The organism is Microcystis sp. M_QC_C_20170808_M9Col (assembly GCF_007095495.1).
Classification (GTDB): Bacteria; Cyanobacteriota; Cyanobacteriia; order Cyanobacteriales; family Microcystaceae; genus Microcystis; species Microcystis aeruginosa.
In genome coordinates this window covers 1-18,257 of record NZ_SFBZ01000215.1, presented here as the reverse complement: position 1 = coordinate 18,257, position 18,257 = coordinate 1, and the positions used below count along the sequence as shown (strand labels likewise).

General features: G+C 44.4%; 17 protein-coding genes and 2 pseudogenes. 9 read left to right on the top strand and 10 right to left on the bottom strand.

Going from position 1 to position 18,257, the window contains the following annotated elements:
- Positions 1-288: 288 nt before the first annotated feature.
- The 3 genes from EWV68_RS12680 to EWV68_RS12670 all read right to left on the bottom strand — a co-directional run bounded on the left by EWV68_RS12680 (position 289) and on the right by EWV68_RS12670 (position 1,924).
- On the bottom strand, positions 289-669 hold the full coding sequence (locus tag EWV68_RS12680; protein WP_061430405.1) for a hypothetical protein: 381 nt from the start codon (positions 667-669) through the stop codon (positions 289-291).
- Positions 670-673: 4 nt separating this feature from the next.
- Positions 674-940, bottom strand: coding sequence for a hypothetical protein (locus EWV68_RS12675; protein WP_287169981.1), 267 nt, complete (start codon positions 938-940; stop codon positions 674-676).
- 210 nt (positions 941-1,150) lie between these two features.
- Positions 1,151-1,924, bottom strand: a complete 774-nt coding sequence (locus tag EWV68_RS12670; protein ID WP_287169979.1) for a hypothetical protein — start codon at positions 1,922-1,924, stop codon at positions 1,151-1,153.
- A 466-nt stretch (positions 1,925-2,390) separates the two neighbouring features.
- Between EWV68_RS12670 and EWV68_RS12665 the strand changes: the two genes are divergently transcribed.
- The 5 genes and pseudogenes from EWV68_RS12665 (at position 2,391) to EWV68_RS12650 (ending at position 7,323) form a co-directional block, all read left to right on the top strand.
- Positions 2,391-4,856, top strand: coding sequence for an ATP-dependent Clp protease ATP-binding subunit (locus EWV68_RS12665; protein ID WP_002732350.1), 2,466 nt, complete (start codon positions 2,391-2,393; stop codon positions 4,854-4,856).
- A gap of 75 nt (positions 4,857-4,931) precedes the next feature.
- Positions 4,932-5,212: pseudogene (locus EWV68_RS12660) on the top strand (hypothetical protein).
- Between the two features lie 141 nt (positions 5,213-5,353).
- Complete coding sequence (locus EWV68_RS12655; protein WP_287169978.1) at positions 5,354-6,901, top strand: glycosyltransferase family 39 protein; 1,548 nt, start codon at positions 5,354-5,356, stop codon at positions 6,899-6,901.
- Between the two features lie 17 nt (positions 6,902-6,918).
- Positions 6,919-6,993, top strand: a pseudogene (locus tag EWV68_RS21900) (ClpB D2-like domain containing protein); the annotation flags it as partial.
- Between the two features lie 48 nt (positions 6,994-7,041).
- Positions 7,042-7,323: a hypothetical protein gene (locus tag EWV68_RS12650; RefSeq protein WP_002796574.1), complete on the top strand. Its 282-nt coding sequence runs from the start codon at positions 7,042-7,044 to the stop codon at positions 7,321-7,323.
- A 55-nt stretch (positions 7,324-7,378) separates the two neighbouring features.
- On the opposite strand, the gene EWV68_RS12645 is transcribed toward EWV68_RS12650, so the two are convergent.
- The 5 genes from EWV68_RS12645 to EWV68_RS12630 form a co-directional block, all read right to left on the bottom strand.
- On the bottom strand, positions 7,379-8,551 hold the full coding sequence (locus EWV68_RS12645; protein ID WP_002796573.1) for a glycosyltransferase family 4 protein: 1,173 nt from the start codon (positions 8,549-8,551) through the stop codon (positions 7,379-7,381).
- Between the two features lie 5 nt (positions 8,552-8,556).
- Positions 8,557-8,940, bottom strand: a complete 384-nt coding sequence (locus EWV68_RS21895) for a GtrA family protein (protein WP_002796572.1) — start codon at positions 8,938-8,940, stop codon at positions 8,557-8,559.
- Positions 8,941-8,983: 43 nt separating this feature from the next.
- A complete protein-coding gene (locus EWV68_RS12640) occupies positions 8,984-9,907 on the bottom strand; it encodes a class I SAM-dependent methyltransferase (protein ID WP_002796571.1) in 924 nt (307 codons plus the stop codon).
- A gap of 131 nt (positions 9,908-10,038) precedes the next feature.
- Positions 10,039-11,211, bottom strand: coding sequence for a glycosyltransferase family 2 protein (locus EWV68_RS12635; protein ID WP_287169977.1), 1,173 nt, complete (start codon positions 11,209-11,211; stop codon positions 10,039-10,041).
- A gap of 360 nt (positions 11,212-11,571) precedes the next feature.
- Positions 11,572-11,784 carry an Hfq-related RNA-binding protein gene (locus tag EWV68_RS12630; RefSeq protein ID WP_002756689.1) on the bottom strand — a complete coding sequence of 71 codons (213 nt, stop codon included), beginning with the start codon at positions 11,782-11,784 and terminating at the stop codon, positions 11,572-11,574.
- A gap of 61 nt (positions 11,785-11,845) precedes the next feature.
- Between EWV68_RS12630 and dapF the strand changes: the two genes are divergently transcribed.
- On the top strand, positions 11,846-12,691 hold the full coding sequence (gene dapF / locus EWV68_RS12625; protein ID WP_061430415.1) for a diaminopimelate epimerase: 846 nt from the start codon (positions 11,846-11,848) through the stop codon (positions 12,689-12,691).
- 58 nt (positions 12,692-12,749) lie between these two features.
- Here dapF and EWV68_RS12620 read toward each other — a convergent pair whose 3' ends face one another.
- Positions 12,750-12,962, bottom strand: coding sequence for a CAB/ELIP/HLIP family chlorophyll-binding protein (locus EWV68_RS12620; RefSeq protein ID WP_002756687.1), 213 nt, complete (start codon positions 12,960-12,962; stop codon positions 12,750-12,752).
- 501 nt (positions 12,963-13,463) lie between these two features.
- Here EWV68_RS12620 and EWV68_RS12615 point away from each other — a divergent pair.
- The 3 genes from EWV68_RS12615 (at position 13,464) to hisB (ending at position 16,662) form a co-directional block, all read left to right on the top strand.
- Positions 13,464-14,147, top strand: a complete 684-nt coding sequence (locus EWV68_RS12615; RefSeq protein WP_061430417.1) for a hypothetical protein — start codon at positions 13,464-13,466, stop codon at positions 14,145-14,147.
- A gap of 163 nt (positions 14,148-14,310) precedes the next feature.
- Positions 14,311-15,825 (top strand): energy transducer TonB, encoded by a 1,515-nt coding sequence (locus EWV68_RS12610; RefSeq protein ID WP_287169975.1) that lies wholly within the window; start codon positions 14,311-14,313, stop codon positions 15,823-15,825.
- Between the two features lie 207 nt (positions 15,826-16,032).
- Complete coding sequence (gene hisB / locus EWV68_RS12605) at positions 16,033-16,662, top strand: imidazoleglycerol-phosphate dehydratase HisB (protein WP_002782099.1); 630 nt, start codon at positions 16,033-16,035, stop codon at positions 16,660-16,662.
- 30 nt (positions 16,663-16,692) lie between these two features.
- Here hisB and thrC read toward each other — a convergent pair whose 3' ends face one another.
- The gene (gene thrC / locus EWV68_RS12600) at positions 16,693-17,802 is read right to left on the bottom strand and encodes a threonine synthase (RefSeq protein WP_061430419.1); all 1,110 of its coding nucleotides are present in this window, start codon (positions 17,800-17,802) and stop codon (positions 16,693-16,695) included.
- Between the last annotated feature and the right edge of the window lie 455 nt (positions 17,803-18,257).

Below are 18,257 nucleotides of genomic sequence, written 5' to 3'. Positions count from 1 at the left end.
TTCAGGGAAAAAGTCCAGGAATTTTCCCCCCGACCACTCCCATATCTGGTACTTTTTGATTGACAAAAAGTCTAAAAGTCTTACCCAACAAGGTTTTTAGATTTATTCAGCTAACCCTAAGTAACCAACCACGCTAGTTTCAACGTAAACAGTTTCGCTCATTTGAAATGCGCTAGTTAGATCTGTATTTTATCCCAATCTGTGCAAAACTGTCGCTACGAAGCGATGCGCCCTGCTACGCAGTGCCTTCGGCATCGCACTAACGTTGTTAGACCGTTCCACACCCGATTAGCTTAAACTGTTCAATGACTGAATTACGACTATTCCACCCTCGATCGCATCAAGTTGCATCCGATAGCCGTAGAGTAAACTCATACCGACCAAAGGTTCTGTTTCGGCTGCGTTAACATCAATATACCGATATTCACCGTCCCAAATAACAAGACCACTGTAAACGTCAAAGATACAGGTACTTCCATCCCCTAATGTTCCCTCTTCACGGCTATACAACCGTAAGTTGAGGCTGTTGATTACTGTCAGAGGTAAGGTCAAAAAGCCTGTGAACCCTGTATCAATAACAGCATCAATTACTTGCCTCTGTTTACTCTCATTGCTTACGACTAACCGAAGCCTCGCCTCGCAATTTTGATCAACAATTCCGTTAATCATAAAGTTAAAGCAGACGACCTACGCCAAAGCGGTGAACGCCTTTATGTCCAATTCGGACACGCCAGATTTGAGCATCAGGGTTTCGTTCAAGCAATCGATTAGAAGCAGTTATTGTGTCATTGGCAAGCTCAAAAGCACCTGTTTCGATATCTATGGCTACAATCTTCCCATGATTGCCTTCCTCGACTTGGTGGCGCACCTGAGATTGATAAATCTCATTACCACGTCGGGCGAATTCTTCTTTGCTGTAGCGGAGTTGATTAACTGTCATTGTCCTGACCCCGTTGCCACTTTTGCCCCTCTATTTTAACCTAAACATTGGCAATCTTCGCTAACATTCCCCAACTGGGACCACAAAGGCTGCATCGCACTTAGACTCACAGTTTCAATCAATGTGCATGGTGCGTTCCCCAAAATCGATCGCTGAAGCGGTAGAAGTTGTTTTAGGGAACGCACCCTACAAGATTGCGATCGCAGTGCGTTATACCTTAGCTCTTCGCAGACGCAGTTCTCTGTAACTCTTCCCATCGAACTCCATGACGCAGGCTCGATCAAAAGAGCTTAGATACTCATTATTCATCAACTGCTCATGCGGGCGAAGCATACTTGCGCCGACGCTGCCATCTAAGACAAGTAAAAGCAATGCCTCATCAAATCCATCACGCCATTTCAGAATATTCCGTTCTTTGTCGTCAAGCGCATTCTGTATTAGTTCGTCTGTTGTTTCACCGACCCAAAAGCTATCTGTGTAACTCCAATGAGGGGGGTGATCCCCTTCAAGTCGCATTACGCGAACATAGTCGATTTCTTCAGGCCAATCCGGCCCCCACAACTTTTCAGCACGCAAGGTGAAATAATCTCCAATTTTAGGATCATACTTCTCAACCAATTTCACTAGCATCTCAGCTATTTTTCTTTCTCGCCTTGCGATCAGGTCAGCATCAACATAACTGCTAAAGGATACCTGGACATCAATCCATTTGTCGCTACGCCTTGAATGAATATGGGAACAAGTTTTAACTACAGATTCATATATGCCACGACGCTTACGGTCGCGACTGCCAGACCCCTCTTTCTCGTCATTGAATAGATTCCTGATTTCGATTCCAATCGTAATAGAATCAATTCTTGCTATGATATCGGGTCTTTCCAGGTGATCTGGCACGTGCAGTTCTGCGTAGTGGCTCAATCCTCCTGCATCACGAAATAGCTTGACTACGTTTAGCTCGTAAAGTTTTTGGCTTTCTCTGGTCATGGCTCTAATCGGCATAACTACATATTATACGAAAACTTTCTGCATAACAGTCTCCAAAGCAAGGATATGGGTCAACTTTCTGTATATCACCCGTCCTCATACAACATATATACTAATTTGTCAATAGGTAGTAATATTTAATCTGCTTATACTTCGAGTTTTGATCTGAAAATGGGCGATCGATAGTCAAGCGATCGAGAGATGGGGATGACCACGACCCTAGGGGATTATGCAACGGGGAACAACTTATCGGCAGGTTTCCAGGGGGACAAAACCATAATCCGGGAGATTCCGGGCATCTCCGCAAGTCAGCTGAGACCGATTGACCCCAGAAAAAATCTTCAGAGCTACAACCACTATAACCAATAGCCGCTCCCCAATAACTGATCACTGAGAGACAGCTAAACTAAAAAGCCGTGCTAAAATCAGCATATCTAGGGTCGCTTGTGTAGGTGATGGATAGGCTATGTTTGAAAGATTTACGGAAAAAGCCATTAAAGTAATCATGCTCGCCCAAGAAGAAGCCCGCCGCCTTGGCCATAACTTCGTGGGAACAGAGCAGATTTTACTAGGACTAATTGGAGAGGGAACGGGAGTTGCCGCCAAAGTCCTCAAGTCCATGGGTGTCAATCTCAAAGATGCGCGCGTGGAGGTGGAGAAAATCATCGGTCGCGGTTCCGGATTCGTAGCCGTGGAAATTCCCTTCACCCCCAGAGCCAAACGAGTTTTAGAACTCTCCCTCGAAGAAGCCCGTCAACTGGGCCATAACTATATTGGCACAGAACACCTCCTTTTAGGACTAATTCGCGAAGGGGAAGGTGTGGCCGCTAGGGTTCTGGAAAATCTCGGCGTGGATCTCTCGAAAGTTCGCACCCAAGTGATCAGAATGTTAGGGGAAACCGCCGAAGTGGCCGCTGGTTCATCTTCCCAAGGTCGCACTAAAACCCCCACTCTTGACGAATTCGGTTCCAATCTCACCCAAATGGCCAGCGAGGGTAAACTCGATCCCGTGGTCGGCCGGCAAAAGGAAATCGAGCGCGTTATCCAAATTCTCGGTCGTCGTACCAAAAATAACCCAGTCCTGATCGGGGAACCGGGGGTCGGTAAAACAGCGATCGCAGAAGGATTAGCCCAACGCATCGCTAACAAGGATATTCCCGACATTCTCGAAGAAAAACGGGTTGTCACCCTCGATATCGGCTTGTTAGTGGCGGGAACCAAGTATCGCGGCGAATTTGAGGAACGCCTCAAAAAAATCATGGACGAAATTCGCCAAGCGGGTAACGTCGTCCTTGTTATCGATGAAGTTCACACTCTCATCGGTGCCGGGGCAGCCGAAGGGGCGATCGATGCGGCCAATATTCTCAAACCGGCTTTGGCCCGAGGAGAACTGCAATGTATCGGGGCGACGACCTTGGATGAGTACCGCAAACATATCGAACGGGATGCGGCTCTAGAAAGACGTTTTCAACCGGTTATGGTCGGTGAACCCTCCGTAGAAGAAACGATCGAAATTCTCTACGGTCTCCGGGAACGCTACGAACAGCACCATAAATTAAAAATCTTAGACGAAGCGCTAGAAGCGGCGGCGAAATTGTCCGATCGCTACATTAGCGATCGCTTCTTACCGGACAAAGCGATCGATTTAATCGATGAAGCTGGTTCGAGAGTGCGCTTGATTAATTCCCAATTGCCACCGGCAGCCAAGGAATTAGACAAGGAACTGCGGCAAATTCTCAAACAAAAAGATGATGCGGTGCGCGGTCAAGACTTCGAGAAAGCTGGGGAATTGCGCGATCGGGAAATGGAAATCAAAACCCAGATCCGGAATCTCGCTTCCACCAAAAAAGGCGAAGATGGCAACGATGAACCCTTTGTCGATGCCGAGGAAATCGCTCACATCGTCGCGTCTTGGACTGGGGTTCCCGTCAACAAACTGACCGAAACCGAATCCGAGAAACTGCTGCACATGGAAGATACCCTGCATCAGCGTCTCATCGGTCAAGAGGACGCGGTTAAAGCGGTGTCTCGTGCCATTCGTCGCGCTCGCGTCGGTCTGAAAAATCCCAACCGTCCCATTGCTTCCTTTATCTTCTCCGGTCCAACGGGGGTAGGTAAAACCGAGTTAACTAAAGCTCTGGCCGCTTATTTCTTTGGTTCCGAAGATGCGATGATCCGTCTCGATATGTCGGAATACATGGAACGGCACACGGTTTCTAAGTTAATCGGTTCACCTCCGGGTTACGTTGGTTACAACGAAGGGGGACAATTAACGGAAGCGGTGCGTCGTCGTCCTTATACGGTGGTGCTATTCGACGAAATCGAAAAAGCTCACCCCGATGTCTTCAATATGCTTCTGCAAATCCTTGAAGATGGACGTTTAACCGATGCCAAAGGTCGCACGGTGGACTTTAAAAATACCCTGTTGATCATGACCTCGAACATCGGTTCTAAAGTGATCGAGAAGGGTGGCGGTGGTTTAGGTTTCGAGTTTGCCGATAATCAAGCCGAGGCCCAGTATAATCGCATTCGATCGCTGGTTAATGAGGAATTAAAACAATATTTCCGTCCGGAATTCCTCAACCGTCTCGATGAGATTATTGTCTTCCGTCAACTCAATAAGGAAGAAGTCAAGGAAATCGCCGAAATCCTGCTCAAGGATGTGTTTAAACGTCTGACAGAACAAAATATTACTTTGTCTGTCACCGATAAGTTTAAAGAACGCTTGATCGAGGAAGGTTATAATCCGGCCTACGGCGCTCGTCCCTTACGTCGTGCGATTATGCGTCTGTTGGAAGATGTTCTGGCTGAAGAAATTCTCTCCGGACGGGTTTCTGATGGGGATACGGCCATGGTCGATATCGATGAGGAAGGTAAGGTGAAAGTTATTTCGGGGGAAAGACGCGAGTTAATCGCTCCCGTGATCGAATAAATTCTCACTGGAATTAGTTAAATACAGGGTGGGCTTTTTGCTCACCTTTTCTCGTAAAAATAGGGAAAAAGTGCGATGAAAGTCTGGGTTGTGGGTTGTGTTTTGTTATTTTTGTTGGTGGAGTTTTATCAATGGGCCAAGGGGTTTATTTTGCCTTTACCTCTTTATATTTTTGCCGGAGCTTTGCTATCGATCGCTTCTAATTATTCTCAAGATATGAGCAATTTATTTGCTGGAAATGAACAGGTTGATCAAACTGCTAGTTTAAGTGATATTCCTGACATTTTGACGGCAGAAACCGCAATTGCCAGCCTAGAAGCGGCAGATCAGAAGATAGTAAAAAGCGGGATCGCTGAATCAAGACATGAATACTAAATTGTGCCTCCTATCCACAAGTTACCTTAGTGCTAGGTTTTAAAAATTGCCGAGAGGACAATTGATACTTAAAATCAGCAACGCCCTATAACTTTTCAAACAGCTTCTAAGAATAGATGATCATGAAAACAGTCACAAAATTAGCTCTTATTGCCCTACTCTGGATAACAATAATCAATCCTGCCAACGTACCTCCAGATACCGATGTTAGGCTAAGAATGGCCCATGCCCTGTGGACAGGAACTGAGGAAGTTTCTTTACCCCCAAATTATCGTCCTTCCTCTCGATTAGACCGTGTTGGTGTTTTAGGAGTAGATGGAAAACGATATGAAGCTTATGATATAGGACAATCCTTATTAATGTTGCCCGCAGATTGGATTGGCACTCAACTCTCTAAAGTTTTTCCTGGTATTAAGCCTTATTTATTAAGAGAATTTGCGGTTAGTTTTCTTGTAGTTATCCCTCTAAATGTATTAGTTGTTATCTCCTGTTATTGGTTACTTAGACTATTTGATTTTCAGGAGAAAATTGCGGCATCTGCCAGCTTGATTTGGTTGCTAGGTACTACCGTTCTCCACTATGCACAAACTTTTCAACAAAATAATCCAGTCCTACTTTGTGTGATTTTAGGTTATGCTTGTGCTTTAGCTTATATTAAAACTAACAAAGTACCTTATGTTTTTTTGAGTGGATTGGCAATCGGAGCAGCTATTATAATTCGCTCGACAACTATCATTTATGCTCTCACAGTTTTTGGGTTTCTAATTAGCTGTCTAATTTATAAAAATTTCAAGCTGAATCAAATCTTTAAGACAGCCATACTCTGGAACGTCGGCTTATTTCCTTTCCTTTTTGTCAGTAGATTATTTAATTACTTACGCTTTGGGGATTTTTGGACAACGGCAGCATCCTTAAGCATTGAGCAAATACGCAATGGAGCAATCTTTTCAGGGTTGCCAGAATTGCCCCCTAATTATCCTTTCATACACCCTCCCTACGTTGGTATTCTCGGCGTTCTCTTCTCACCAGCTAAAAGTATATTTATTTACGACCCGTTTCTTTTACCGTGTTTAGTATTGGGGATTATTTTATTTAACAAATTAACACCTTATATACGAATATATTTTATTTCCTCAATTTTTGCACTTGTCTTTCATATTATCTTAACCAGTAAACTGGATTTCTGGCATGGAGATGGTTCTTGGGCTGCTCGTTATCACGTTACCTCAGTTCAGCTACTACTTCTCCCCTTAATAGCTTTGCTAATCTTAGAGATGTTATCGGTTAATCGGCTCAAACGATGGTTAATTAGCAGCTTGGTTGTTCTTTCTATTTTGGTTCAATTTGCTTCTCTTGTCTTTGACCCTAGTGTAAATAGTGGTGCGGTCAACTTTGCAGAACCAAAAAGTTTTTTGAGGTTTCGTTTAGGTGAACGTATCGACAGTGTTAGTTGCTTAATTGGTCTTTCTCGATCCCAAAGTTGCTTAACTGAGGAAAAGTACAGTAAGTCTGAGCTCGCCGGTAGAAAGTACAGTAAGTCGGCTCTCGCCAGTAGGGTGTATTTCTGGCCTCTTAAATCCAACAAAGCGCAAGGATTGCTCTGGAAAATTTGGGGATTCCTCTTGATCACAGCTTTGATCAGCACTCTACTTTTCCTGGTGATTGGGTAGTAGTGATGGAGACTTAATACCTTGCTCGTCCCTTACGTCGTGCGATTATGCGTCTGTTGGAAGATGTTCTGGCTGAGGAAATTCTCTCCGGGTGGGCTTTTTGCTGACCTTTTCTCGTAAAAATAGGGGAAAAAAGTGCGATGAAAGTCTGGATTTTCGGTTATATTTTGTTATTTTTGTTGGTGGAATTTTATCAGTGGGCGAAGGGGTTTATTTTGCCTTTACCTCTCTCTATTTTTGCCGGAGCTTTACTATTGATCGCTTCTAATTATTATCAAGATATGAGCAATTTATTTGCTAGAAATGAACAGGTTTATCAAACTGCTAGTTTAAGTGATGTTCCTCCTATTTTGACGGCAGAAACCGCAATTACCAGCCTAGAAGCGGCAGCATCGGAGGATAGTAAAAAGCCTTTTGCATGAGCGCCTATCCCCACCGGTAAGTTGACAACCTAAGTGGGATCGCTATAGTTATTAATTATTGTTGGTTTGATTGTTTATTAATCGTTAAATAAAATAGGTTTTCTAATTGTTCAGCTATATTCGACCAATCGTATAACCTGGCTCTAGCAAGAGCATTCTCACTCATTTTTTTGGTTAGTTCATTATCAGTTAATAAATTTTCAATAGCATTAGCTAAAGACACAGATTCTGCTTTTGCAGATAACCCTTCTATTTGATCACGAACTAGAAAAGACACGGCACTTTCCGAGGATTGACAGTAAACAACTGGTAATCCTAAGGCCATAGATTCTAAAGGAAATAAACCGAATCCTTCCCTTGAGGAAGGTTGCACAGCAATTTTAGCTTTGGACACCTCTCTCCATACATCTTCAATTGTTGGCAAACGACCCAAAAATTTAACTTGATTCTGGATTCCTAACTCTAGGGCTAAACTTTCCAAACGAGAACGATCTGGACCGTCACCAATAATAGTTAAAATAACCTGTTCAGGCGATAAATCAAGAAAAGAGATAGCCTCTAATAACAAATCAACTTGCTTTTCTTTCATCAATCTCCCCGCATAGACAAGAGGGGGGGCATCAGGCTGAGTTCCTCGACTAGCCAATTCAATTTGTTCTAAGTAAACACCGCAGGGAATTACTGGTATTTTGCGTTTTTGCAATTGGTTTTCTTGCACCCGCTCGGCTGTTAACTGACTGATTGCATGGGCTTTATCTCCTAATTGGGCGCTAATCCACTCAATAGTTTTGAATAAAGGGGCTTGCCATTTACCTACATAATCTCGCCAGTAATCTCCCCAGTATTCGATCCAAGTAATTACTAAAGGTTTTCTGGCTAAAAGACAGCGAATAGCTAAAGGAAATAAATGAATATAAGGAATACTTGCTGTTTCTATGATGTCGTAGTCTTTCAGCCTTAAGCTTAGGGTAGCAAGGGCAAATTTAATTGATGTCAGGACGTTTCTTTTGCCCGACTGGTTATAAAGGGATGTTTGGAAAGGGAGAGGAATAACTCGGACATTGGGAAAGGGAAAATCGGTTTTCTCACACCAACCCGCCAAGGTAATTTTGTGACCTTTTTCTGCTAGAGCTTTAGCAACACAGTAATTGCGATGTTCTACACCACCTAAAGATTTTGGATAGATACAATCATACAAAATTAAAATTTTCAATTGCTTATTTTTCATAGGCTTTAACCTTTAAAACTCCATTTCTTATGTAAGATGAAATTATAGAAAATCCCTAGTATTGTCGTTAAAACACTAGCAATTAGATACCAAACCTGAAAATACTTGACTAAAATATAGATAATCATCAAATTGATCAATAGACTGCTTAACATCACTAGATAATACTTATGTATTTCACCAACTATACTCTTAGGACTTTTAAAGGTGTATTTCTTGTTGAGCCAATAACCTAACAAATTGCCCAATAACCAAACTATACAAAAGGATACTAAATAATAAATACCTAAGATGCTGGTGAGAAGATATAGTCCAACATAGTTGAAAACAGTACATACTAAACCCACACTAAAAAACTTGGAAAACTGTTTTTCATAAACAATAACCATTATTGACTTCAACTTTCTCATAACTCAGATTAACTAAACTATTTTAATTCTCAGGCTTTTGGGCAATAGCGACTAATTCATCTCCGAAATTTGTCAGACTTAATATTGCGTTAGCAATTTTCATGATTATCAAAAAAACTGAAGAATCAGTCAAACTGGCTTTATTTACTTTAGCTGGAGATTTTTCTTTTTTCTGTTTGGGTAAAATTTCCGACAAAATAGTTATCCATTCCAGTAGGTAAATAGAAAAAGACGAGAGTTTATAAACTCTAAATCCTGTCAATTCTAGAATAGATTTCATCCCTCTTGCCGAAAAAAACAAAATATGTTCAGGTGGGTTGACTGTTAGGGCATTAACTCCCAGATAACGCAAAGATAATCCATGTCGATTAACAGTTCCAATTAACAAAATACCACCCGGTTTAAGCAGTCTATAAACTTCTTGGAGAATTGATTCTACATCATTGAGGTGTTCTACTATATCCCAAAGCACAATTCCAGAATAATAATGACTTGGTAAATCGGCTTTCAGTAGTGTGGAGGTATAAATCTTGGCATCAGACAAACTTCTCGCTCGTTCAGCTATTTCTGGAACTAACTCAATGCCTTCTAATCTCTGCCAACCTTTTCTACGAGCAAATTGCAGAAATTGACCCGTTCCACAGCCCACATCTAAAAGAACTCCTTTTCCAGCTAGTTTCTCAATTAAATTGAGGGCTTCTTGCCAAACTCCCCAGACATGGCGATGAGATTCTGCTGTCTCATTCCAACAGACTTGAGAAAGTTTCTGCACATCGGGCGATGTGTAAAATGCTTCCAGTTCCGATGAAGAGGGAATTGGATAAACAAATAAGGAGCTGCAGGATTGACATTCTAAAAAAGAGTAATTAAATTTACCAAAAGCTGGCTTGATGCTTGAGTTACGACAAAGGGGACAATGAATAGATTCGTTGAGTTTATTGTTCATCTTAGATATTTTAAAAGCTCATATAGGGAGTCAACTTCTTGAGAACTAAAAGGTTTGGGCGATACAAATTAGCAATTAATCAATGGGAAAAATATTGTCGATTACAAACTCAATATTATTAATGGGTTTTTTCATCTTCGTTTCAGTCCCAAAACACTTAAAAAGAAACTGGAAAAAATCACCTGTACTCCCAACCCTAGAGCGGTTACGGAAGGAATGACAATCCGCATGGTCACGGCTGGATCTAAGTCTCCATAAAGTCGAGCATTCCAAGTATATAAAGCATACAGTGAACCGCCCATACCTAGTACCAATAAAATTACGCCAATGATCAAACCCACCTCCAGATTAATATAACGCAAAAATCGTCTTAACTTGCGGTCTTCCGGTAATAAACCCTCGCTGATAGCAAAAGCTTTTGTGAAGATGGCAAAACTGACGATTTGAAAGCCAATAATCAAAGCTGTGGCTGAATAGAGAAGGGTGTGAACTCTGGGTTGAGGAATAAACCAAATCGTCGCCACAAACCCCAGAAACATTAAAGCCAGTCCGGGGTAGAGAAACAACCAACGAGGACTATACATTAACAGAAATCGGAGATGTCGCCAGCCATCGCGCCAAGTTTTTAGGTGGGGGGGACGACTGCGACCGTCAGGGGATAAAGTGGTTGGTACTTCGGTAATTTTCAGACCGTAGAGGGATGCTTTCACCACCATCTCGCTGGCGAATTCCATGCCAGTGGTGCGTAGGTTCAATTGTTCGATCGCCCGTTTACTAAACCCGCGCAATCCACAGTGAAAATCACCACAGGGGCTGCCAAAAAATAACCGTCCTAACCAAGTCAAGACAGGATTGCCCAGATACTTATGCAATACCGGCATCGCCCCGGGTTGAATTCCGCCCTGAAAACGATTGCCCATCACCAAATCATAACCCTGTCGCAATTTTTCTAGGAAAGGCGAAAGATTGGTAAAGTCATAGCTATCATCGGCATCCCCCATGATAATGTATTGACCTTTGGCGGCGGCGATACCTCCCCGCAGGGCGCTACCATAACCCCTTTCCGGGATAGGAACCACCCGCGCCCCTGAATTAGTGGCAATTTCTTGGGAACCATCGCTACTGCCATTATCGGCGATTAGCACCTCTCCCGCAATTTTGTGTTGTTCCAGATAATCTCGCGCTTTGCCGATACAGGTGGCCAGGGTTTCCGCCTCGTTGAGACAGGGCATGACGATCGATAATTCTAAAGTAGGTATCTGCTCATTAGAGGCGGCATCTGCCCTGACCTGATTTTCCAGCATAACAATGGCGGTGGAGTCGTTTTGCCCAAGAGTATAACAGGTTATGTACAGCAGTGTCCCAAATTGTTAGCAGACAATCTGCTGATTCTTTTTCCTCTGAGCGGCAATCTATATCTGAAGTTGAATGGCGATCGCTCGGCTGGACTCTCTGACTTTCTTTATTTGGCAATTTGACCCAAATTTTCGATCAACTGAAATTCTGATGCTATCCTCGCCATCCCACCTGATTATTTGCTAAAATTCATGGCCAAATCTCCTTAACCCCAACTGACCTTACATTTGCTCAAAAGCTATCTGCTTGCTACTGAATTTTTGATGCGTCCGGGACGCATCCCACAGCCAAATATCGCCAATTTCCCCCTAGGCTTTAGGTCTTAAATAAACCAGAGACTGTTGCCAAATTAAAGTGGGTTTATCGTAGTGATCGACTAGGTATAGACAGTTAACATCTTGCCAAAGGATGCGACCAACGAGGAGATCATCGGTGCTTAACTTAATTTCTACTTCCCGTTTCTCTTGAATATAGCTCTGTACTTGTTTAATACTCGGCAGACCAGGATCAAATTGAGACATAATGAGTTTATCGATGAGGTGTTCATCCTCTATTATTCCTGTTGAGCAGCTTTTATTGACCATGAAAATCCCCTTTACCAAATATCAAGGCCTAGGCAATGATTTTATTTTGATAGATAACCGTCACAGTCCCGAACCCCTGATCACAGCGGAAATGGCCGTGGCTATGTGCGATCGACATTTTGGCATCGGCGCCGATGGCGTGATTTTTGCGCTTCCCGGCCAAGCGGAAACCGACTACACCATGAGAATTTTCAACTCTGATGGTTCGGAACCGGAAATGTGTGGTAACGGTATTCGCTGTCTAGCCCAATTTATCGCCCGTTTAGAGGCTAACAACGCCATTGGCCGCACCTATCGCATTCATACTCTAGCAGGAACAATTATTCCCCGTTTAGAAGCCAATGAACAGGTAACGGTCGATATGGGGCCGCCGCAACTCCTCGGCAGTGAAATCCCCACCACCTTGGTCAATGGATCAGAAAAAGTCCTCGCGGTTCCCCTAGAGGTGGAGGGCAAAGATTGGTTAGTTACTTGCGTTAGTATGGGTAATCCCCACTGTGTCACTTTTGTCGATGATCTGGCCTCTATTCCCCTGGAAACTATCGGGCCAAAATTTGAGCATCATCCGGTTTTTCCCCAACGGACTAATGTGGAGTTCGTGGAGGTAATCGCACCGGATTATATGAAGATGCGTGTCTGGGAAAGAGGAGCGGGAATTACTCTCGCTTGCGGTACTGGTGCTTGTGCTGTGGTAGTGGCGGCCCTGTTAACGGCTAAATGCGATCGGCGTTGTACCGTGGAACTCCCCGGTGGTTGTCTTCAGATTCACTGGTCCCAAACCGATAACCGGGTTTACATGACAGGTCCTGCTAAAGCTGTTTTTGAGGGCATTTATGGTATCTAAACCACCCCGTCTGGACGGGGACTGAACTCCCCGAACAGCGCTACGGGATTGTTAATTCTTAGAGACTGGTAATCCAAGCAATAATTCCTTTACCAGTTAACAATTCAATGGCTAAAAGAGAGACAAAGCCAATCATGGCTAGTCTGCCATTCAATTTTTCAGCGTTTTTGGTAAAACCGAGACTGCTAGAACTATCAACGTACATTTTCGGTTCGACAGCAAAATTATTCAGTCTTCCTTGTTCTTCGGTGGTGTAGCCGCGGGCAGTCATGGGGAGGCTCCTTTTGGTTGATTATGTTAAGAAGTGTAACACATTGTTAAGTTATGTTGCAAATTTTAACAAAAAATTTCTGGAGACTCAGAAAAACTCGATCGGGTATTCAGTCAACGGCAAGGTTCTGGGCTGTCAGGGTAGTGCTATAGTTCTATCTCCTCTGGGTTTATTGAGGAAATTTTGCTTTTTTATTGACAAATTACTCAGATTGTGGTAACAAAGAGGTGTATGCTTGGCCACCATAGTCAAGGGAAAAACAAAAACTATCTTAAGGTCGCCAGAGGACTGCCGTTAAACTGCGCAGGAGTTAGCGGGGGAAAAATTGCCACCGAAAGCGAACCCGAACTTAGGGAGTCAACTGACCTTGAGCGAAGATGTGCCGAATGGGTTAAGTGTGGGGAGAATAGGGAAAAACCACTAGGAAAAACCTGAATAGAATCTTAATATATAGAGTGCCTAGTAGCCGTAACGATTGCGCTCACTGTTTTTGTAAATTCTATGGCAGAGATTAGCCCAGAGATCAACCTCATGCAGATAGCGACTATACTCAACCAATATCGATTTGAAATGAGAGGATATAAAGCGCAAGAATTAATCGAGCGCTGGTTGCCCATCTATTCGCTAAATTGGATTCGCATGGCGATTTTAGAGGCACTCTATCAGGGACGTTACAAAGTCATTTCGGTGGAGGAAATCCTCAAAATTTGGCACCGTCGCGGCCATCCTACCTTTCATTTTACGGGGGAATTCGAGCGCTTGGTTTGTAAAAACTTGCTAGATTCCCAGTTAAATGGCAAAAAATCAGCAGTTATCCCTAAACGGGAACAGGCGAATACACCTTCTCCCACCCTTGAGCAGCCCTGTCCAGAGCCAGAAGCGGGCAAAACCGATAATAATGGCACAGTAGCCACGAGTAAAGATTCTTTACTCAACTTAGAAACTTCTCTTTTTAACGATCCTCGCAAAGGTATGAGTAATGTGGAGGAATTATTCTCGCAGTTAACCCCGGAAACGCCCAAATTCCCTGAATTAGAATCAGTGCCTAAATCGCCTAACGGTCCTGGAACTAGGGAGAATTTTCCGGCTAATTTTAAACCGGCAATCGATGAGTTTATCCCTTTGTTAGACCCTTCGGAATTGTATCCCAAATTAAAAGCTGTGGCCCGCTCACAGCATAAGTAGGGTTGGCTGAAAAAGTTTTTCCTAGGGGCAGGGTGTGGGGTGTGGGGTGTGGGGTGGTGGGGTACTGACACCAATTAATTCCCCGCCCTCAAGAAAAAAATCGCCCTGACGATTAAAATAGAGTTAACTTTTCCCCTCAAGGCTCTGCTCAATTAACTAAATTATGACATCCTCCTATTTTGGTCTAGAAACCGAAGAAAATAAACTAATTAACTCTAATAATCTCTCGTTCGCCGCTTCTCTTGGTATTCATGCCCTAATTTTAGCGATTATCTTACCTAATTTCCTCAATAATCCAGCGCAGGAGCCAAAAAAGGATTTACGCAACGTCAATCTGATTGAATTGAACCCTCTAGAGCAGTCACGTCTTCCTAATCTCGACTCCTCCCTATCCAGCTTACCGGAACTGCCTAACCCCAATTTGTCTTCTTCCTCTTTGCCACCTCTCCCCCCCATCGATGGTATCCATAACAGCACCTTACCTCCTTTGCCCTCGGTTTCTTCCCTTCCCCCTTTACCGTCCTTACCTGCTTTACCTCCCCTCTCCTCTTTGCCCTCCGTCAATATCTATTCTCCTCCCGTGGCATCTATCCCCTCTCTGGGTAGATTACCGATTCCTCGCAATTTTCCCACTTCTACCCCCAGTTTACCCAGTCCTCCTTCTGTTCCCACCCTGCCGGACAATAATAATCTGCCTAGGGAGACTAATAACAACCGGATACCGCCTTACTTCGATCCCTACCAAGATAATCTAACTTTAGATAGATTGCGAAATTCGCCCCTTAGTGCATCGCAACAGGCGCAGCAACAATTAAACAATTCCTTGGCCCGCACGTCGGAGCCGAATGGTCAATCGCCCCTCGATGAACAGCGTCGTCAACAATTAATGTGGGAAATGCGGGAACGTTTGCGCTCCCTAGAGGCGGATAAAAGCAATACCAGTAACGAGGAGGCTATGAGAAATCAAGTGGATTGGCTGGCCAGAGTCCAAAAAACTAATCCTAACGCCTTAAATGAACTAAATCAGCCCAATCAGGGCAGCAGAGGCATAACTACCGTCAATTTGACTGGTAATTATCCCGCTACGGCTTGTTCCCGTCAATTGGCGGGGACGGCGGTTTATGGGGTGACGGTGGATGGTCAAGGCCGCCTCAGCAGTGAACCCCAGTTGATTAAAAGTGCTGGCTTCCCGATTTTCAATCAACAGGCGGCTGGGGAAGTGAGATCAACTCGTTTTAATAATCCCAGTGGTGAGTCGAGAATCTATCAGGTGCGAGTCAGTTTTGCCCCTAACCCGGAAGTGTGCCGAGGTGCGATCGCTAATCCTCCAAAACCAGAGGGTAGTAACCTCAACACCCGTAACTCCCCCCCCGTAACGCCGGCAATTGAAACCCCGCTTCGTCCTAATCAACCGCCGCAACCCGCCGTTAGCCCCCAACCGGATAACGTCAAGCCGCCCGAAACCACAAGACCAAATCCAGTCCAAACCCAGCCAGAAACGCCCAAAGAAGCGATAATCGAAGAAAAAGCCCCAGAAACTCCTCCCCAAACCCCCGCTCTCAATCAGCCGGAGGGTTCCCCCGCCGGTCCCCCCACTAGCCAAAATCCTCAACCCCTGGGCGAGGAAGCCTTGCCCCCCGGTCCGCCGGCGGAAGCTAAAACTGAACCAGAAAGTTAGGCCTTTTCAGTGATCAGTGATCAGTTATCAGTTATCAGATGTGAGTTTTAAGTTCACTGATTACTGAAAAAAACTCTCATCTCCCTAGTCAATAATTCGATCCCCCCTGCCCCCCTTGATAAGGGGGGTGCCGATCCCCCCTTAATCCCCCCTTAATAAGGGGGGCATCTGATAATTTTTAACGGCTACCTACTTATTTTTACTTAAATGATTTCCACTTCCCAGATCCCCGATTCTTTTGTCTCACCTTGCCGTCGCGCCTCGGTTAGTCGTACTACCAAAGAAACCGATGTACAGGTGACGATCGATCTTGATGGTAGCGGCAATTGTCGCGCCCAGACAGGAATTCCCTTTCTTGATCATATGTTGCAGCAAATCGCCTCCCACGCTGCGATCGATCTCGATGTGCGCGCCACCGGAGATCTAGAAATTGATGACCATCACACCAATGAAGACGTGGGAATCACCCTCGGACAAGCTTTACTGCAAGCTTTAGGCGACAAAAAAGGGATCGTCCGTTTCGGGCATTTTGTCGCCCCTCTCGATGAAGCTTTAGTGCAGGTTGCCCTCGATTTTTCCGGTCGCCCCCACCTCAGTTATGGTCTAGAAATTCCCACCCAAAGAGTGGGAACCTACGATACTCAGCTAGTGCGGGAATTTTTTGTCGCTTTGGTCAATCACAGTCAAATGACCCTACATATTCGCCAATTAGACGGGATTAATTCCCATCATATTATTGAGGCTACTTTTAAGGCTTTTGCCCGGGCGATGAGTATGGCCATAGCGATCGATCCCCGTCGCGCCGGTATAATTCCCAGTTCTAAGGGAGTTTTATAGAAGCGCTGCTTAACCCGAATTAACGTTAGCTTAGAAGCCCATAATTTGAGCCACTTGGGTTAATTCGGGAGCAATCCCAGATTTTAGTTGGTTATTGCTGTGTTTTACCGCCGAATCTGGGTCTTTTAGGCCATTTCCCGTTAAAACACACACTACGGTGGCCCCATCGGGAACCTGTTGATGCACTTTTAATAATCCTGCCACAGAAGCGGCGCTGGCTGGTTCACAGAAAACCCCCTCTTGGCCCCCTAAAATCCGATAGGCTGCCAATATTTCCTCATCACTGACTGCGTGAAATTGCCCTTGACTAGCGTGACTAGCAGCCCAAGCTTTTTCCCAGTTAGCGGGGTTGCCGATACGGATAGCCGTGGCTAGGGTTTCGGGATGGTCAACCGGTTGTTTAGAGATAAAAGGGGCGGCCCCGGCGGCCTGAAAACCCATCATCTTCGGCAGCTGGTCACATTTACCTATCTGGTGATACTGACAGAATCCCATCCAATAGGCGCTAATATTGCCCGCATTACCCACGGGAATACATAACCAGTCGGGGGCATTACCCAAGACATCGACAATCTCGAAAGCGGCGGTTTTTTGACCCTCTAAACGGTAGGGATTGACGGAATTGACTAAAGTTACGGGATAATTTTCTGATAGTTGGCGGACAATCTTGAGGGCATCATCGAAGTTGCCATTAATAGCGATGACTTCCGCTCCGTACAATAAAGCTTGGGCTAATTTTCCTAAGGCCACATAACCGTCGGGGATAATCACAAAGGCCCGCATCCCCGCCCTTCTTGCATAGGCTGCCGCCGCCGCCGAGGTGTTGCCGGTACTGGCACAAATCACCGCTTTTGCCCCTTCTTCTTTAGCTTTCGAGATGGCCATGGTCATGCCCCGGTCTTTAAAGCTGCCGGTGGGATTTAAACCATCATATTTGACAAAAACCTTGACATCGCGCCCGATTTGTGCTGAGAGATAGGGGGCGGGGATCAGGGGTGTATTGCCTTCTAGGAGGGTAATTACAGGGGTTTTACTGCTTACGGGCAGAAATTGGCGATATTCTTCGATCAAACCGCGCCAGCCGCCGATAGACGAGGATTTAGTGGGTGATTGGGGGATCGATCGAGAAATAATTGTCATAGCCTTAAGGATACAGATTTGATTAGATGGCCTAACTTCCTATTTTATCGAATAAGCAGTCCAAAAAATTCATCTCGATCGCCCGATTGGGATTCATGGGGGTTAAAACAGGGATGCGGAAAGATAAAAGGCAGTAACAGCCAATAAATGACATTTTTGGTCAAAAAATTGTCATTTTATCGCTAAAAATCAGATTTTTTGCTCTTTTTGTCTTTCAAAAGTTGATTTAATTAGCTGGTTATAATTAAATTGAAGATGGCTCGGGAGCATCTCACCTTTGCAATGAGCATAAATACTTAGTGGAAAAATAGGCTTTTCGAGGGTAATTCTTGTTTTAATCCCACATTCCGCACCCTGGTCGTTGAAATCAAAAGTTGCTCTAGCCCTTGTATAGTAAGACTTTTAGCGATTACTAAGAATTATGAAGTGTCACACTCTAGTCAGCGATCGCCAGC

What these genes read in the sequence shown, in the direction of transcription:
- EWV68_RS12680 (WP_061430405.1), bottom strand. Translation starts at nt 669, where the DNA reads ATGATTAACGGAATTGTTGATCAAAATTGCGAGGCGAGGCTTCGGTTA.
- EWV68_RS12675 (WP_287169981.1), bottom strand. Translation starts at nt 940, where the DNA reads ATGACAGTTAATCAACTCCGCTACAGCAAAGAAGAATTCGCCCGACGT.
- EWV68_RS12670 (WP_287169979.1), bottom strand. Translation starts at nt 1,924, where the DNA reads ATGACCAGAGAAAGCCAAAAACTTTACGAGCTAAACGTAGTCAAGCTA.
- EWV68_RS12665 (WP_002732350.1), top strand. Translation starts at nt 2,391, where the DNA reads ATGTTTGAAAGATTTACGGAAAAAGCCATTAAAGTAATCATGCTCGCC.
- EWV68_RS12655 (WP_287169978.1), top strand. Translation starts at nt 5,354, where the DNA reads ATGAAAACAGTCACAAAATTAGCTCTTATTGCCCTACTCTGGATAACA.
- EWV68_RS12650 (WP_002796574.1), top strand. Translation starts at nt 7,042, where the DNA reads ATGAAAGTCTGGATTTTCGGTTATATTTTGTTATTTTTGTTGGTGGAA.
- EWV68_RS12645 (WP_002796573.1), bottom strand. Translation starts at nt 8,551, where the DNA reads ATGAAAAATAAGCAATTGAAAATTTTAATTTTGTATGATTGTATCTAT.
- EWV68_RS21895 (WP_002796572.1), bottom strand. Translation starts at nt 8,940, where the DNA reads ATGGTTATTGTTTATGAAAAACAGTTTTCCAAGTTTTTTAGTGTGGGT.
- EWV68_RS12640 (WP_002796571.1), bottom strand. Translation starts at nt 9,907, where the DNA reads ATGAACAATAAACTCAACGAATCTATTCATTGTCCCCTTTGTCGTAAC.
- EWV68_RS12635 (WP_287169977.1), bottom strand. Translation starts at nt 11,211, where the DNA reads ATGCTGGAAAATCAGGTCAGGGCAGATGCCGCCTCTAATGAGCAGATA.
- EWV68_RS12630 (WP_002756689.1), bottom strand. Translation starts at nt 11,784, where the DNA reads ATGTCTCAATTTGATCCTGGTCTGCCGAGTATTAAACAAGTACAGAGC.
- dapF (WP_061430415.1), top strand. Translation starts at nt 11,846, where the DNA reads ATGAAAATCCCCTTTACCAAATATCAAGGCCTAGGCAATGATTTTATT.
- EWV68_RS12620 (WP_002756687.1), bottom strand. Translation starts at nt 12,962, where the DNA reads ATGACTGCCCGCGGCTACACCACCGAAGAACAAGGAAGACTGAATAAT.
- EWV68_RS12615 (WP_061430417.1), top strand. Translation starts at nt 13,464, where the DNA reads ATGGCAGAGATTAGCCCAGAGATCAACCTCATGCAGATAGCGACTATA.
- EWV68_RS12610 (WP_287169975.1), top strand. Translation starts at nt 14,311, where the DNA reads ATGACATCCTCCTATTTTGGTCTAGAAACCGAAGAAAATAAACTAATT.
- hisB (WP_002782099.1), top strand. Translation starts at nt 16,033, where the DNA reads ATGATTTCCACTTCCCAGATCCCCGATTCTTTTGTCTCACCTTGCCGT.
- thrC (WP_061430419.1), bottom strand. Translation starts at nt 17,802, where the DNA reads ATGACAATTATTTCTCGATCGATCCCCCAATCACCCACTAAATCCTCG.